The sequence below is a fragment of the Ensifer sp. Root1252 genome (assembly GCF_001425885.1).
In the GTDB taxonomy this organism is placed as follows: Bacteria; Pseudomonadota; Alphaproteobacteria; order Rhizobiales; family Rhizobiaceae; genus Ensifer; species Ensifer canadensis.
On the sequence record NZ_LMDT01000045.1, the window covers coordinates 127730 to 142243 of the forward strand.

A 14514-nucleotide genomic window follows, 5' to 3' on the forward strand; every position below is an offset into this window, starting at 1 on the left:
GCGTCCTGTTCACAGCAAAACGCCCCGGCGCTGCCACCGGGGCGTTGGATCACAAGCAACAGCGCTCGTGTTACTCGGCCGGCGTCGCCATCGGCTCGCTCGCCGCAACCGGCTTGCGCCGGCGGAACGAGCGCAGCGTAACGTAGAAGACCGGCGTCAGGAACAGGCCAAGGAAGGTCACGCCGAGCATGCCGGAGAACACCGCCGTTCCGAGCGACTGGCGCATTTCGGCACCGGGTCCCGTGGCGATCATCAGCGGCACGACGCCGAGGATGAAGGCGAAGGCAGTCATCAGGATCGGCCGCAGACGCAACTGGCTGGCCTCGACCGCCGCTTCGATCGGTGTTTTCCCCTCATCCTCGCCCTGGCGGGCGAACTCGACAATCAGGATCGCGTTCTTCGCAGCAAGCCCGATCAGCACGATCAACCCGATCTGGGTCAGCACGTTGTTGTCGAGCCCCCGTAGGAAAACGCCGATGAGTGCCGAGAGCACACCGAGCGGCACGATCAGGATGATCGCCAGCGGCAGGACCCAGCTTTCATACTGCGCTGCCAGCGCCAGGAACACAAAGACGACCGACAGCGCGAAGATGAAGACCGCGGTGTTGCCCGTCTGGCGCTCCTGGAAGGCGAGTTCCGTCCACTCGAACGATGTGCCTTGTGGCAGCATCTGGGCCGCAAGCGCCTCCATCTTGTCGAGGCTCGTGCCGGTCGAGACACCCGGCGCCGGGTTGCCCTGCAACGGTACCGAGACATACATATTGTATCGCTGCACCAAGGCGGGACCCGCAGTGTCGCGAATCTCGACCAGTGTGCCCATGGGCACCAGTGCGCCGGTGGCAGAGCGGACCTTCAGCGCCAGGATGTCGTCGCGCTCCAGACGGTACTGCTGGTCGGCCTGTGCCCGCACCTGATAGACGCGGCCAAAGGCATTGAAGTCGTTGACATAGGATGTGCCGAGATTGATCGACAGTGCCTCGAAGATGTTCGGGATTGGCACGTTCAAGGTCCTCGCCTTGTCGCGATCGATCGCCAGGAAGTATTGCGGGCTCGACGCCGAGAACGTCGTGAAGACGCCGGTCAGCCCCTCGGTCTGGTTGGCAGCACCCATCATCTGGTAGGCCAGCCCCAGCACGCGGCGCATGTCGGCACTCTGCCGGTCGACAATCTGCATTTTGAAGCCGCCGGAGTTGCCGATGCCACGCACCGACGGCGGGGGAACGGCGATGATGAAGGCCTCCTGGATACTTTGCAGGCTGCCATAGAGTTGGCCGATGATCTGGTTGGCGCTCTCGCCGTGCTTGAGCCGCTCCTCGAAGCTCTCGAAGGACGCGAAGATGACACCGGCATTGGACGCATTGGTGAAGGTCGCGCCGTTGAAACCGGCGAAGGCGACGGCGTTTTTCACGCCGGGCACTTCCTGGATGATCTTCGAAGCGCGCTTGACCACCGCATCGGTCCGATCGAGCGACGCGCCGTCGGGAAGCTGGATGACGACGATGGCATAACCCTGGTCCATGGTCGGTACGAAGCCGCTCGGCACGATCTGCGCCATGTACCAGGTGGCGCCAAGCAGGCCGACGAAGACGATGAGCGCCGCAGCGAGCGCCGTTTTTGTCGAAATCAGCTTGCGCACGATCCAGGCGTAGCCTTCAGCCATGCGGTCGAAACCGTTGTTGAAGCCGTTTGCCAGCGACCGACCAAACCGGGTGAGCGGGTTGCCGCTTTCGTGGTGATTGTTCTCGTGCGGTTTCAACAGGATTGCCGCGAGCGCCGGCGACAGCGTCAGCGAATTGAAGGCGGAAATCACCGTCGCCACTGATATCGTGACGGCGAACTGCAGATAGAACTGGCCGGCAATACCGGGGATGAAGGCCGTCGGAATGAAGACGGCGGTCAGCACCAGCGAGATCGCGATGACCGCTGCCCCCACTTCGTCCATGGTCACGTGCGACGCCTCGCGCGGGGTCATGCCGCGCGCCAGGTTTCGTTCGACGTTCTCGACCACGACGATGGCATCGTCGACGACGATGCCGATCGCCAGCACCAGGCCGAACAATGTCAGCATATTGAGCGAGAAGCCGAAGGCGTAGAGGAAAGCGAAGGTGCCGACCAGCGACACCGGGATCGCCACGATCGGGATGATCGCTGTGCGCCAGGATTGCAGGAAGATGAGAACCACGAGCGCCACCAGAATGGCGGCTTCGCCGATCGTCTTGTAGACCTCGTTGATCGATTCGGAGATGAACTCGGTCGGGTTGTAGACGATCCGGTATTCGAGGCCCTCCGGAAAGTCCTTCGAAACGTCCGTCATCACCTTCTGGATCGCGTCGGCCGCGTCGAGCGCGTTGGTACCCGGCCGCGAGAAGATGCCGAGCGCCACGGCCGGGCTGCCGTCCAGATAGCTGTTGTTGACGTATTCGCGGGCGCCGAGTTCGATGCGCGCCACGTCCTGCAGCTGCACCAGCCGTCCGCTCTCCGTCGCCTTGACGATGACGTAGCGGAACTGGCGGGCATCGCTGAAGCGGCCGTCGGTGGTAACAGTATATTGGAACGCGCTGTCGCCCGGTGTCGGCGGCGCGCCGATCGAACCGCCCGAGACCTGCACGTTCTGCTCGCGCAACGCCTGCACGACGTCGCCTGCCGTCATTCCGTAGGCCGAGAGCTTTTCCGGATCGAGCCAGACGCGCAGCGCATATTCACGCTCGCCGAACAGGATGACGTCACCGACGCCGTCGAGACGGACCAGCAGGTCGCGGATGCGGGTGCGGGCATAGTTCGAGACGTAGAGCTGGTCGTAACGTTCGTTCGGCGACAGCAGATGCACGACCATCATCAGGTCGGGTGAACTTTTCGCCGTAGTGATGCCGATGCGCCGGACATCTTCGGGCAGGCGCGGTTCGGCGATGGACACGCGGTTCTGCACCAGAACCTGGGCCTGATCGAGGTCCGTTCCAAGCTTGAAGGTGATGGTCAGCGCCATCGAACCGTCGGCGGTCGAATAGGAGGACATGTAGAGCATGTTCTCGACGCCGTTGATTTCCTGTTCCAGCGGCGTCGCCACCGTGTTGGCGATGGTTTCGGCATCGGCGCCCGGATAGGCCGCGCGAACGACGATGGTCGGCGGTGCGATTTCCGGATACTGCGCCACAGGCAGCTGGAAGTAGGCGATGCTGCCGACGATCAGCAACACGATCGAAAGCACCGATGCGAAGATCGGCCGGTCTACGAAGAAATGGGCAAACCTCATTGAGCGCTCCCCGTCGCTTGAGCTTCAGGAGGCAGTTCAACGATCTCGGGCTTCACCTTCGTGCCCGGACGTGCCCGCATCAGGCCGTTGACCACGATGGTTTCGTCGCCGGTCATACCGCTGCGGATGACACGATAGCCATGAAGCTTCGGACCGAGCCGCACCGGCTTGGTCGCAACGGTGCCGTCTTCGCGCACCTCATAAACGATGCGTTCGTTCTGGTCGGCGCCGATCGCTTCATCGGGAATGAGCACAGCCTTGTAGGTGTTCGAGCCCTCGAGTTCGGCGCGACCGAAGAGACCCGGCTGTAGCACGTAGTTGGGATTGTCGAAGCGCGCACGCACCCGCATCGTGCCGCTTGCCTGGTCCAGCCGGTTCTCGGCGAAATCGAGCTTGCCCTTGAACGGCGCCTCGTTGGAATCAGCGATGGTGACCATGACATCGAGCGCGCCGCCGCCCTCCTGAAGTGCGCTGCCGCGTTCGCGAGCAACACGCGCATAGGAAAGCAGGCGACGCTCATCGACGTCGAAATAGAAGTCGATCGGATCGAGCGAAACGATCGTCGTCAGCACGGTCTGGTCCGCTTGAACGAGGTTGCCGGTCGAGATCAGGCGGCGATCGACGCGGCCGGTCAGCGGTGCGATGATCGTCGTATAGTCGAGATCGAGCTTGGCGCGCTCGGCCGCGGCTTCCGCTCCGCGCACGGCGGCTTGCGCCGAAAGCAATTCCCGGCGGTGGTCATCGAGCGTCGAGACGGAGAGCGTGCCGGTTCCAGTCAGGGATTCCGTGCGCTTGAACTGTGTCTCGGCAAAGGCGAGAGACGAACGCGTCGACTCGAGCGTCGCCTCCGCCTGCGACAGCGCGGTGCGATAGGGGCGTTGGTCAATGACGAAGAGCTTGTCGCCCTTCTTCACCAGGGCACCGTCGGTGAAGTTGACCTCGTCGAGATAGCCCCCGACGCGGGCGCGGACGGAAACTTCATCGACTGCCTCGAAGCGACCGATGAACTCGTCGCTGTCGATCACATCGCGAACGACCGGCTTGGCGGCAGTGACGGTGGGAAGCTGCGCATCCTGCGCGACGACGTTGGCTGCAGAGAAAAGGGAAATCGAAACGCCGAAAATCATCGGCAAATGCCATCTTGAATACATGCACGCTCTCCGAATGCACCGACAGCGCCGCGCGTCATAGATGAAGCGCAAAAGGACGCTGTCACGCTTGAAACTCGCCGCATAATTTGCTCCTCAAATCGACGCCGATCCAAGGAATTATGCAGTAAAATCGAGAACGCCCGGCACGGGACATTGGTCGTCCGAGTACCTGCGGCGACATTTCGAACCCGCAATCCTGTGCTGCGGATGGTACTCAGTATGGAAGACTTGCGAGCGTCAGCCGTGTCCGAACGGCGCTGACGTGGCGTTACCCTGCCATCATTTCGCCGGCTTGTCACCTTGAAAAAAATCAATTCCGGGAAGGTGATACGTGTGCAAACCCGCGCCTTGGTCAGGCGCGGGCGAGACGATCAGGCGACCGAAAATCATCAATCTGAGGATGGCTCAGGCCCAGAAATCCGGGATCGTTTCGGTCAATCTCGGACCGAGGCGCAGCGGCGCGATCTTTTCGGCAAGGCCGGTGCGGTCGGAAATCTCAACGCCGAGGCCGCAGATGGTCGCCGGCCCCGATGCCGCCTCGAAACGCCCCTTCGGCATCTTCGAAATAAACCGGTTCAGCGGTTCTTCCTTGTCCATGCCGAGCGAGGAATCATAGTCGCCGCACATGCCGGCGTCACTCATATAGGCGGTGCCGCCGTTGAGGATCTGATGATCGGCCGTCGGTACATGGGTGTGGGTGCCGACGACGAGGCTTGCCCGTCCGTCGACGAAGTGGCCGAAACACTGCTTCTCGCTCGTCGCCTCGGCATGAAAGTCGAAGACGATGGCGTCCGCCTGCTCGCCGAGCGGGCAGGCATCGAGGATCGCTTCGGCCGATTTGAAGGGGTCGTCGAGTTCGGGGTGCATGAAGACGCGACCCATGACATTGGCAACCAGCACGCGTGCGCCGTTGCGGGCAAAGAACAGGTTCGATCCGCGCCCGGGCGTGCCCGCCGGATAGTTGGCCGGCCGTAAAAACTGGTCATGCCGCTCGCAGAAGACGACCGCCTCCTTCTGGTCCCAGACATGGTTGCCTGTGGTGACGACATCGGCACCGGCATTGATCGTCTCGAGAAAGATATCTTCGGTGATGCCGAAGCCGCCGGCGGCGTTCTCGCCGTTGACGATGACGAAGTCCAGCATGAGGTCACCGACCAGCCCCGGAAGACGCTCCCATACCGCCGTGCGGCCCGTCTTGCCAACCATATCTCCCAGAAACAAAAGCCTCATGCCCGTTCAATCCCACCAGAGCAGTTCCAGGAGGTTTTGCGTCCGGAACTGCGTAAAACAACAAAGAGATAGATCGTTTCCAGGAATCCGTAGATTGCCTGAAACCCTCTAGAAATGTCGAAATCCGCTCTCCGTGAGGACGGCGTCCAGCGCGACGTCGTGCGGTTCAGCGGGCACTGATGCCACTTCCTGGCAGTCAAATGCAATCCCGATCAGCTTCGGCAGATGCCCTTTGTTGCGCAGTTTGTCGATGGCGCGGTCGTAATATCCGGCGCCGTAGCCGATGCGATGACCGGTCGCATCGAAGGCCGACAGTGGCACGAGCATGATATCGGGGTCGAGTTCCGGCGCATCCGGGCCAGGCCCCGTCGTGCCGAAACCGGTCTCGATGACGGAAGCGCCATTGAGCAATTCGCGGAACACGATCGTCTTCTTGTCGATGATGACGGGCAGGCAGAGCCGCGCGCCGCGATCCCGAAGGCGCGCCATCAGCGGCCGGATGTCCATCTCGGAACGGATCGGCCAAAAGCCGGCAACGATATGGCCGCGATCGAGCGCAATGACGTCGCCAGCGTGATCGGCCATGGTCAGGCTTGCCTCGATGCGGCTCTCCGGCGCCATCGCGTCGCGAAGCGCCAGCTTCTCCTTGCGCAGAGCGGCCTTCAGATCCTTTGGTGACATCATTCCCCTCCGACAGACTGCGCGCAAATATTCGACCGCCCGCACATTCTTTTCCCAAAATGAAACAGAACGTCGTGGACCGATCGATTTCCCGCCTCCGCGCTTGCGATCTAACGCATTGCAGCCTTTAGCTCGAACCACGTCACCGCCGGTTTTGCAACAGTTTGCGACAGTCGAACAGCGCATTCCCGCAACGGCACAGAGTTAGCGTTCCGTTCATCATGGACAACGGTTCCGCTTTCGCATGAGTGGGGCCGCGTGCAAATACAGTCGTGATTTCAAATAATTAGCAGGAACTAATGCCCGCGTTCGATGTATGGACGCGCTCCTGCAGGCAGCAGTGGAAAAGCCGACGTCCATGAAGGACCAGATGAACGAACTCGATCCGTTGGAATTGCGTTGCCTGACGCTGGCCGCCCGCGGCCGCACCCGTCAGGACATGATGCGCGAGACCGACATTCCCCTCGACCGCATCGACAGGGCCTTGCAGGACGCCATGCGCAAGCTGCAGGCGGGCAATCTTGCAGAAGCGATTTTCCGCGCCGCCCGTCTCGATATTATTTCATAACATCCAGAGCGACCGATAGACCGCATCCCTGCCCAAACCCTCCCGCCAGCGGTCGTCGAACCGCAGCTCACGGCGCCCTGCATCGTGCAGCAGATGCGGCTTGTCGCGTGGGATCGCAGGCGGCGGCTCCACGGAAGCGGCTATTAGCATCCAGCGACTTGATGACACGAGCCGGGCACGGATGGTGGTGTGAAGATCGGAGAAGAAGACAAGAGCAAGAACGCTCATCGGGACAGCCTTGATGTCTATAGGACCGGCTAATTGTCCTCGCCTCGTTGACATCTGACAAACGAATTGCAAGCATGACTACCATCAGAAACTCTGATGGTAGAGACAATGTCCGTCCCCCTCGACAGCGATCTGCTCAGAACCTTTCTCGCCGTTGCCGACGCCGGCAATCTGACACGCGCCGCCGACAGCATCGGCCGCACACAGTCCGCCGTCAGCATGCAACTCAAGAAACTCGAGGACATGCTCGGCGACCCGCTGTTCGAGCGTCATTCGCGCGGCGTGGTGCCGACGGCGCAGGGCTTGCGTCTCGTCGACAACGCCCGGCGGATCGTGGCTCTGCTCGACGATACCGCGGCATCGATGCGCCTGCCGGCGCTCGATGGAACGGTCAGGATCGGCATCTCCGAGGAATACATCAACTCCACGCTTCCGAAAGCTTTGGGCGCCTTTGCTGCCGTTCATCCCGGCGTGGAAGTGACGGTGCAGCAGGGTGTGTCGATGTCGAACGTCAACGCCCTTGCTGCCGGCGAAATCGACATCGCCGTGGTTTTCGAGCCTGGCGGACCGACGAAAAACGAAGTCCTCATGATCGACCCCACAGTCTGGGTGACCTCGGACCAGCACGCGGCCCATGAACGCCGGCCCCTGCCGATCGCCACCTATACCTATCTGGCAGGAGGGTGGTGCGATGACCTTGCGATGAAGAGCCTGAGGAAGCGTGGGCTCGAAAGCCGCGTCGCCTATGCGAGCCGGACCAGCAACGGCCTGATCGCCGCCGTGATCTCGGGGCTTGCCATTGCGCCCTTGTCGCGCAGCGCCATACCGGTCGGTTGCCGCGAACTGACCGAAGAAGACGGCTTCAGCGTCATCGATTTTTCCAACGTCGTGCTGCGCACCCGACCCGGCAAGCGCTCGCAGACCGTCGACGCGATGGCCGACGCCATCCGCAGCGCTTTTGCCGCCGGTTAAGACTGATGGAGAAGAGGGAAGAGGTGCGATCCACCCAACCGATGGATATTTTACGATCCCGGGTGCCTACAAAGTAGGTGGGCGCCATATGTCCGAGCCCACAAGCCCGGCCAGGGACAGCTCCCTTGAGATCGAGTAAGGCCCCGGGGATTGTGGATCCTGTCGGGAAGCGCAGACCGCATCCGACATATAGAGCCTATCCCTGCTTCGCGCCAGTGGCAGCCCGACGAAAGAGCTCAGTTTGTCGAAGACGTTGCCCGGCCATTGAGCTTGGCGGCAATGGTGTGGATTTGCGAGGTGACTTCGCTCAGCGCCGAGGCCAGGAGCTCCTCGCTTCTTGCCTGGTCGGTGAGGGTACTGTCGCGCCCCCGCTTGAGGGTGTCGACTTCCGCTTCGAGCGCCTTCAGCCGGCGGTTCACTTCGCTGAGTTCGTCCATGACCATGATGCCGGCCATGACCGTCAGCCTGAGGTCGCCGATCTCGCCGAACTGCGTCTTCAAATGACCGACATACTGATCGAAGTTGGTGGCCAGTTCGATCAGATGATCTTCCTGTCCCTCTTCGCAGGCCATGCGATAGGCCTTGCCGTCGATCGATACTGTCACCTGCGCCATGTCGCTTAAACCTCAGCGGTCGAGCACCGCTCGAATGGTTTCCATCGCCGTCACGAGGCGTCGGGAAACCTCGCGGTTGACCTCTTCAAGTCGGTTTGCCCGGAATTGGGATTGGTCGAGTTCCTGTGCCAGTCGCGACCGGTCCGAATTGACCCGCCGGACCTCGCCCTCGAACTCGCCGAGATCGCGTTCCCTGTCAAAACGGCTGTCGATCGCGTTTTCCAGGGACTGAACCGCGTTCTTCAGTTCGTCGATCGCCGCTTTGACCGTCTTTGCCGGCATGTTTTTCGATACCTCGCATGTGAGGCCGAATCGCCAGCATCCCGTCCGCCGCTTCGGCTCACTCCTTTTTAAACCTATTACGCAAATCTCAACAATGCCAACTGTAGCAAAGCATTACGGAAGCTGTGGATGGTTTGTATAGCCGGCTCATCCGGCCGCAGCGCAAAAACTCTGCTGCGACGCGATATCACCCCTTGAAAACCATGCTGCCAATGGCCGCAAAAGGCCTGTATTTGTTGACTCGCGCGGCGCAGATGCTATTTGTCTGCCGCTTCTTGCACGGTCTTTGGAGGATAGAGACCGTCCCCTGACCACCGAACTCAAAACGGAACAGTCATGATCTCTCGCGAAAAACACGACCGGATGGCGAATGCGATCCGTTTCCTCTCCATGGACGCCGTCGAGAAGGCAAATTCAGGTCACCCCGGCCTGCCCATGGGTGCGGCTGACATAGCGACAGTCCTCTTCACGCGCTTCCTCAGCTTCGATCCCAAAAACCCCTCCTGGCCGAACCGCGACCGCTTCGTGCTGTCGGCCGGTCACGGCTCGATGCTGCTTTATTCGCTGCTCTATTTGACGGGCTACGAAGACATCTCCATCGAAGAGATCAAGAATTTCCGCCAACTCGGCGCCCGCACCGCCGGTCACCCGGAATATGGCCACGCCGCCGGCATCGAGACGACCACCGGTCCGCTCGGCCAGGGCATTGCCAATGCCGTCGGCATGGCGATCGCCGAGCGCAAGCTGCGCGACGAGTTCGGCGCCGACCTCATGGAGCACTACACCTATGCGCTCGCGGGCGACGGCTGCCTCATGGAAGGCATCAGCCAGGAAGCGATTTCGCTTGCCGGCCACCTCAAGCTCAACAAGCTGATCGTCTTCTGGGACGACAACAACATTTCGATCGACGGCCCGATCTCGATCGCCGACTCGACCGACCAGCACGCCCGCTTCCGCGCCTCGAACTGGAACACCATCGCCGTCGACGGCCATGATCCGGAAGCCATTGCCGCTGCGATCGAACAGGCGCAGAAGTCCGACAAGCCGACCATGATCGCGTGCAAGACGACGATCGGTTTCGGCGCGCCGAACAAGGCCGGCACCCACAAGGTTCACGGCTCGCCGCTCGGCGCCGAGGAGATCGCCGCCACCCGCAAGGCGCTGAACTGGGAATCCGAAGCCTTCGTCGTTCCGTCCGACGTGCTCGACGCCTGGCGCCTGGCCGGCCTGCGTTCGACCAAGACCCGCAAGGACTGGGAAGAGCGCCTCGACAAGAGCGACGCCGAGAAGAAGGCACAGTTCGTTCGCCGCTTCTCCGGCGAACTCGAAGGCCGCCTGTCGTCGGCCATCGACGACTACAAGCGCAAGCTGGCCGAGACCAAGCCGTCGCCGGCAACCCGCAAGGCTTCCGAAGACGCGCTCGAAGTCATCAACGGCGTCCTGGCCGAAACGATCGGCGGCTCGGCCGACCTGACCGGCTCCAACAACACCAAGACCAGCCAGACCAAGTCGATCACCCCGGACGATTTCTCCGGCCGCTACATCCACTACGGCGTGCGCGAGCATGGCATGGCGGCTGCGATGAACGGCATGGCGCTGCATGGCGGCGTCATCCCCTACTCCGGCGGCTTCCTGATCTTCTCGGACTACTGCCGTCCGTCGATCCGCCTCGCCGCTCTGATGGGCATCCGCGTCATCCACGTGCTGACGCATGATTCCATCGGCCTTGGCGAAGACGGCCCGACGCATCAGCCGGTCGAGCACATGGCGGCGCTGCGCGCCATCCCGAACCTCCTGATGTTCCGCCCGGCCGACGCCACGGAGACGGCCGAGTGCTGGCAGCTGGCGCTTGAAAGCCACAACCGCCCGTCCGGCATCGCGCTGACCCGCCAGAACCTGATGGCCGTGCGCACCGAGTATGAGGAAGAAAACCTCTGCGCTCGCGGCGCCTACGACCTGATCTCGGCAAGCGACGCCAAGGTGACGATCTTCGCCACCGGCTCGGAAGTCGAAATCGCCGTCAAGGCCTGCCAGGCGCTGACCGCCAAGGGCATCTCGACCCGCGTCGTCTCGGTCCCCTGCTTCGAACTCTTTGCCGAGCAGAGCGAAGACTACCAGCAGGCGATCATCGGCAACTCGCCGGTCAAGATCGCCGTCGAAGCCGGCATCCGCCAGGGTTGGGATCATTTCATCGGCAGCGACGGTGCCTTCATCGGCATGTCGTCCTTCGGTGCTTCCGGTCCCTACAAGGAACTCTACAAGCACTTCGGCATCACGCCTGAGGCGGTCGTCGCCGCTGCGGAAGCCAAGCTTTCCTGATCAAGCCGCGGGGCGCGCGTGAAAGCGCGCCCCGCTTTTTTCCGACCATGCCATTCAGACAGGGAGAGACCCGATATGACAGTGAAAGTCGCCATTAACGGTTTTGGCCGCATCGGCCGCAACGTGCTGCGCGCCATCGTTGAATCCGGCCGCAAGGATATTGAAGTCGTTGCCATCAACGACCTCGGCCCGGTCGAGACCAACGCACACCTGCTGCGTTTCGATTCCATCCACGGCCGTTTCCCGGCTGATGTGAAGGTCGAAGGCGATGCGATCATCATCAACGGCGGCAAGCCGATCAAGGTCACCGCGATCCGCAACCCGGCCGAACTGCCGCACAAGGAACTCGGCGTCGACGTCGCGATGGAATGCACCGGCATCTTCACCGCCCGCGACAAGGCAGCCGCACACCTGGAAGCCGGCGCCAAGCGCGTCATCGTTTCGGCTCCGGCCGAGGGCGCCGATCTCACCGTCGTTTACGGCGTCAACCACGACAAGCTGACGAAGGATCACCTCGTCATCTCCAACGCATCGTGCACGACCAACTGCCTTGCACCGGTCGCCAAGGTCCTGAACGACGTCATCGGCATCGACCACGGCATGATGACGACGATCCACTCCTACACCAACGACCAGCCGTCGCTCGACCAGATGCACAAGGATCTGTACCGCGCTCGCGCTGCAGCCCTGTCGATGATCCCGACCTCGACCGGTGCTGCCAAGGCCGTTGGCCTCGTTCTGCCGGAACTGAAGGGCAAGCTCGACGGCTTCGCCATGCGCGTTCCGACCCCGAACGTCTCGGTCGTCGACCTCAAGTTCGTCGCCAAGCGCGAAACCACCAAGGAAGAGATCAACGCTGCGATCAAGGCAGCTGCTGACGGCCCGCTCAAGGGCATCCTCGGCTACACGCTCGCTCCGAACGTCTCGATCGACTTTAACCACGACCCGCATTCCTCGGTCTTCCACATGGACCAGACCAAGGTGATGGAAGGCAGGTTCGTGTCGATCCTGACCTGGTACGACAACGAGTGGGGCTTCTCCAACCGCATGTCCGACACTGCGGTTGCGCTCAGCAAGCTCATCTAACTCCGATGTTTCGCGCCCTTTCCCAAACGACGGTCCGCTGGCGTCCGCTGGAGGGGGAAGGGCTCGAACATCTGACGCTGACGCAAACCGACACAACCAACGGCGCGGTCATCCGCGCCGTTGGCGTTCTGATCGGCAACCGCGGCGGCACGCCCTACGGTGTGCGCTACGGGATCGATTGCGATGCCGGATGGCTGGTTCGAAAGCTCATGGTCGATACGACCGATGGCCGGAGCCTTCATCCGCGCTCGGATGCTCCGGGCCAATGGGCGACGTCGGGAGGCACGGCGCTGCCCGAATTCGACGGCTGCGTCGACATCGACCTCGCCGGAACGCCCTTTACCAACACGCTGCCGATCCGCCGCCTCGGCCTTGATTGCAAGGCCGGCAAGGCGCGGCTGAAAATGCTGTACGTGCCGTTCGACACCTTTGAACCGGTGGTCGACCGCCAGCACTATACCTGCCTCGATGATGGCAGGCTCTATCGCTACGAGGCCGAGGACCGCAGCTTTGCCGCAGACCTGCCCGTGGACGAGGACGGCCTCGTCATCGACTACCCCACCCTTTTCCAGAGACTATCACCGGAGACGATCTGATGACTTTCAAGACCCTCGACGACCTGACCGACATTGCCGGCAAGCGCGTGCTTGTGCGTGTCGACCTCAACGTGCCGGTCAAGGACGGCGTGGTCACCGACGCAACCCGCATCGAACGCGTCGCGCCGACTATCCGCGAACTGTCGGAAAAGGGCGCCAAGGTCATTCTGCTGGCGCATTTCGGCCGCCCGAAGGGTGAGCCGGTCGCCGAAATGTCGCTGAAGACCATTGCGCCGGCAGTGGAAGACATCCTCGACCAGCGCGTTCACTTTGCCGCCGACTGCATCGGCGACAAGGCTGCAAATGCCATCGCCGAGATGAATGACGGCGACGTGCTGCTGGTCGAAAACACCCGCTTCCACAAGGGTGAAGAGAAGAACGAGCCGGACTTCGTCAAGGCACTTGCCGCCAACGGCGACATCTATGTCAACGATGCCTTTTCGGCCGCGCACCGCGCCCACGCCTCGACCGAGGGCCTTGCCCACCACCTGCCGGCCTATGCCGGCCGCACCATGCAGGCCGAGCTCGAGGCACTTGAAAAGGGTCTCGGCCAGCCGAAGCGCCCGGTCGTTGCCATCGTCGGCGGCGCCAAGGTCTCGACCAAGATCGATCTGCTGCAGAACCTCGTGAAGAAGGTCGACGCCCTCGTCATCGGTGGCGGCATGGCCAATACCTTCATCGCCGCAAAGGGCGTCAATGTCGGCAAGTCGCTCTGCGAGCACGATCTCGCCGATACCGCCAAGGCGATCATCACTGCAGCGGCTGAAGCCGGTTGCGCCATCGTCCTGCCGGAAGACGGCGTCGTCGCCCGCGAATTCAAGGCCGGCGCCGACAATGAAGTGGTGGAGATCAACGCCATTCCGGCGGATGCGATGATGCTGGACGTCGGTCCGAAGTCGATCGCTGCGGTCAACGACTGGATCTCCAAGGCCGAGACGCTGGTCTGGAACGGTCCGCTCGGCGCCTTCGAAATCGCCCCCTTCGACAAGGCGACGGTCGCCGTTGCCAAGCATGCGGCTGCCCGCACCCGCCAGGGATCGCTCGTGTCGGTCGCCGGCGGCGGCGATACGGTTGCAGCCCTCAACCACGCCGAAGTCACGGACGATTTCAGCTATGTCTCGACCGCCGGCGGCGCCTTCCTCGAGTGGATGGAAGGCAAGCCGCTGCCGGGCGTCGACATCCTCAAGCAGCAGAAATAAGTCAGGCGCTCAGGCGCGCGGCTTACCCGCGCGCCTGAGACGCAGAAAAAACCAAGATAATTCAAACGATTAAAATTATTTAAATCGTTTCAGTCGCTTTTCCTGCCTTTTTCCCGGACAATTTCCCCTGTTACTCACGCCCTGTTTGGGGGCGTGGCGGTCACGTGCGCACCGACGGCCCCGAAACGGTTTCAGTGGTTGCCTGATCCTTGCTGATCGGCGCTGAGCGGGATGAGGAAAACGCCTGCTTTTTCCGTCCGTATCCCGCTCTACTTATTGGGAACGATCACGGTTATGATTTGGCCCGGCCCGGCCCAAATCATCGTGACCTAGGGAGA

At 61.9% G+C, this 14514-nt stretch carries 13 protein-coding genes and 1 other RNA gene; 6 read left to right on the plus strand and 8 right to left on the minus strand.

The annotated features are described in order from the left end of the window. Positions 1-70: 70 nt before the first annotated feature. The 4 genes from ASD02_RS31000 to ASD02_RS31015 all read right to left on the minus strand — a co-directional run bounded on the left by ASD02_RS31000 (position 71) and on the right by ASD02_RS31015 (position 6312). The gene (locus ASD02_RS31000) at positions 71-3250 is read right to left on the minus strand and encodes a multidrug efflux RND transporter permease subunit (protein ID WP_025424749.1); all 3180 of its coding nucleotides are present in this window, start codon (positions 3248-3250) and stop codon (positions 71-73) included. Then, positions 3247-4401: an efflux RND transporter periplasmic adaptor subunit gene (locus tag ASD02_RS31005; protein ID WP_025424750.1), complete on the minus strand. Its 1155-nt coding sequence runs from the start codon at positions 4399-4401 to the stop codon at positions 3247-3249. The genes ASD02_RS31000 and ASD02_RS31005 overlap by 4 nt, the downstream gene beginning before the upstream one ends. 405 nt (positions 4402-4806) lie before the next feature. Then, complete coding sequence (locus tag ASD02_RS31010) at positions 4807-5631, minus strand: YmdB family metallophosphoesterase (protein WP_025424751.1); 825 nt, start codon at positions 5629-5631, stop codon at positions 4807-4809. 108 nt (positions 5632-5739) lie between these two features. Further along, positions 5740-6312 (minus strand): 5-formyltetrahydrofolate cyclo-ligase, encoded by a 573-nt coding sequence (locus ASD02_RS31015; protein WP_025424752.1) that lies wholly within the window; start codon positions 6310-6312, stop codon positions 5740-5742. Positions 6313-6682: 370 nt separating this feature from the next. Here ASD02_RS31015 and ASD02_RS31020 point away from each other — a divergent pair, with 370 nt between their 5' ends. Next, positions 6683-6880 (plus strand): transcriptional regulator, encoded by a 198-nt coding sequence (locus ASD02_RS31020; RefSeq protein ID WP_225906339.1) that lies wholly within the window; start codon positions 6683-6685, stop codon positions 6878-6880. Here the strand turns inward: ASD02_RS31020 and ASD02_RS31025 are convergent. After that, positions 6875-7108, minus strand: a complete 234-nt coding sequence (locus ASD02_RS31025) for a hypothetical protein (protein ID WP_057221569.1) — start codon at positions 7106-7108, stop codon at positions 6875-6877. The two genes, ASD02_RS31020 and ASD02_RS31025, sit on opposite strands and share 6 nt — an antisense overlap. A gap of 108 nt (positions 7109-7216) precedes the next feature. On the opposite strand from ASD02_RS31025, the gene ASD02_RS31030 reads away from it, so the two are divergent. After that, positions 7217-8080, plus strand: coding sequence for a LysR family transcriptional regulator (locus tag ASD02_RS31030; RefSeq protein ID WP_038575685.1), 864 nt, complete (start codon positions 7217-7219; stop codon positions 8078-8080). Positions 8081-8103: 23 nt separating this feature from the next. Here the strand turns inward: ASD02_RS31030 and ssrS are convergent. The 3 genes from ssrS to ASD02_RS31040 all read right to left on the minus strand — a co-directional run bounded on the left by ssrS (position 8104) and on the right by ASD02_RS31040 (position 8976). Continuing rightward, positions 8104-8261: non-coding RNA, 6S RNA (gene ssrS, locus ASD02_RS36590), on the minus strand. Between the two features lie 55 nt (positions 8262-8316). After that, positions 8317-8694: a cell division protein ZapA gene (locus tag ASD02_RS31035; protein WP_025424755.1), complete on the minus strand. Its 378-nt coding sequence runs from the start codon at positions 8692-8694 to the stop codon at positions 8317-8319. A gap of 12 nt (positions 8695-8706) precedes the next feature. After that, positions 8707-8976, minus strand: coding sequence for a DUF4164 domain-containing protein (locus ASD02_RS31040; protein WP_025424756.1), 270 nt, complete (start codon positions 8974-8976; stop codon positions 8707-8709). A gap of 336 nt (positions 8977-9312) precedes the next feature. On the opposite strand from ASD02_RS31040, the gene tkt reads away from it, so the two are divergent. The 4 genes from tkt to ASD02_RS31060 all read left to right on the plus strand — a co-directional run bounded on the left by tkt (position 9313) and on the right by ASD02_RS31060 (position 14176). Further along, entirely contained in the window at positions 9313-11295 is a 1983-nt protein-coding gene (gene tkt / locus ASD02_RS31045; RefSeq protein WP_025424757.1) for a transketolase, read from the plus strand. Positions 11296-11370: 75 nt separating this feature from the next. Then, the gene (gap, locus tag ASD02_RS31050) at positions 11371-12381 is read left to right on the plus strand and encodes a type I glyceraldehyde-3-phosphate dehydrogenase (RefSeq protein ID WP_025424758.1); all 1011 of its coding nucleotides are present in this window, start codon (positions 11371-11373) and stop codon (positions 12379-12381) included. A 5-nt stretch (positions 12382-12386) separates the two neighbouring features. Beyond that, a complete protein-coding gene (locus ASD02_RS31055) occupies positions 12387-12977 on the plus strand; it encodes a putative glycolipid-binding domain-containing protein (RefSeq protein WP_025424759.1) in 591 nt (196 codons plus the stop codon). Next, positions 12977-14176, plus strand: a complete 1200-nt coding sequence (locus ASD02_RS31060) for a phosphoglycerate kinase (protein WP_057221570.1) — start codon at positions 12977-12979, stop codon at positions 14174-14176. Before ASD02_RS31055 ends, ASD02_RS31060 begins: the two co-directional genes overlap by 1 nt. Positions 14177-14514: the final 338 nt, after the last annotated feature.

Coding starts and splice junctions, on each gene's coding strand:
- ASD02_RS31000 (WP_025424749.1), bottom strand. CDS start 3,250: ATGAGGTTTGCCCATTTCTTCGTAGACCGGCCGATCTTCGCATCGGTG.
- ASD02_RS31005 (WP_025424750.1), bottom strand. CDS start 4,401: ATGTATTCAAGATGGCATTTGCCGATGATTTTCGGCGTTTCGATTTCC.
- ASD02_RS31010 (WP_025424751.1), bottom strand. CDS start 5,631: ATGAGGCTTTTGTTTCTGGGAGATATGGTTGGCAAGACGGGCCGCACG.
- ASD02_RS31015 (WP_025424752.1), bottom strand. CDS start 6,312: ATGTCACCAAAGGATCTGAAGGCCGCTCTGCGCAAGGAGAAGCTGGCG.
- ASD02_RS31020 (WP_225906339.1), top strand. CDS start 6,683: ATGAACGAACTCGATCCGTTGGAATTGCGTTGCCTGACGCTGGCCGCC.
- ASD02_RS31025 (WP_057221569.1), bottom strand. CDS start 7,108: ATGAGCGTTCTTGCTCTTGTCTTCTTCTCCGATCTTCACACCACCATC.
- ASD02_RS31030 (WP_038575685.1), top strand. CDS start 7,217: ATGTCCGTCCCCCTCGACAGCGATCTGCTCAGAACCTTTCTCGCCGTT.
- ASD02_RS31035 (WP_025424755.1), bottom strand. CDS start 8,694: ATGGCGCAGGTGACAGTATCGATCGACGGCAAGGCCTATCGCATGGCC.
- ASD02_RS31040 (WP_025424756.1), bottom strand. CDS start 8,976: ATGCCGGCAAAGACGGTCAAAGCGGCGATCGACGAACTGAAGAACGCG.
- tkt (WP_025424757.1), top strand. CDS start 9,313: ATGATCTCTCGCGAAAAACACGACCGGATGGCGAATGCGATCCGTTTC.
- gap (WP_025424758.1), top strand. CDS start 11,371: ATGACAGTGAAAGTCGCCATTAACGGTTTTGGCCGCATCGGCCGCAAC.
- ASD02_RS31055 (WP_025424759.1), top strand. CDS start 12,387: ATGTTTCGCGCCCTTTCCCAAACGACGGTCCGCTGGCGTCCGCTGGAG.
- ASD02_RS31060 (WP_057221570.1), top strand. CDS start 12,977: ATGACTTTCAAGACCCTCGACGACCTGACCGACATTGCCGGCAAGCGC.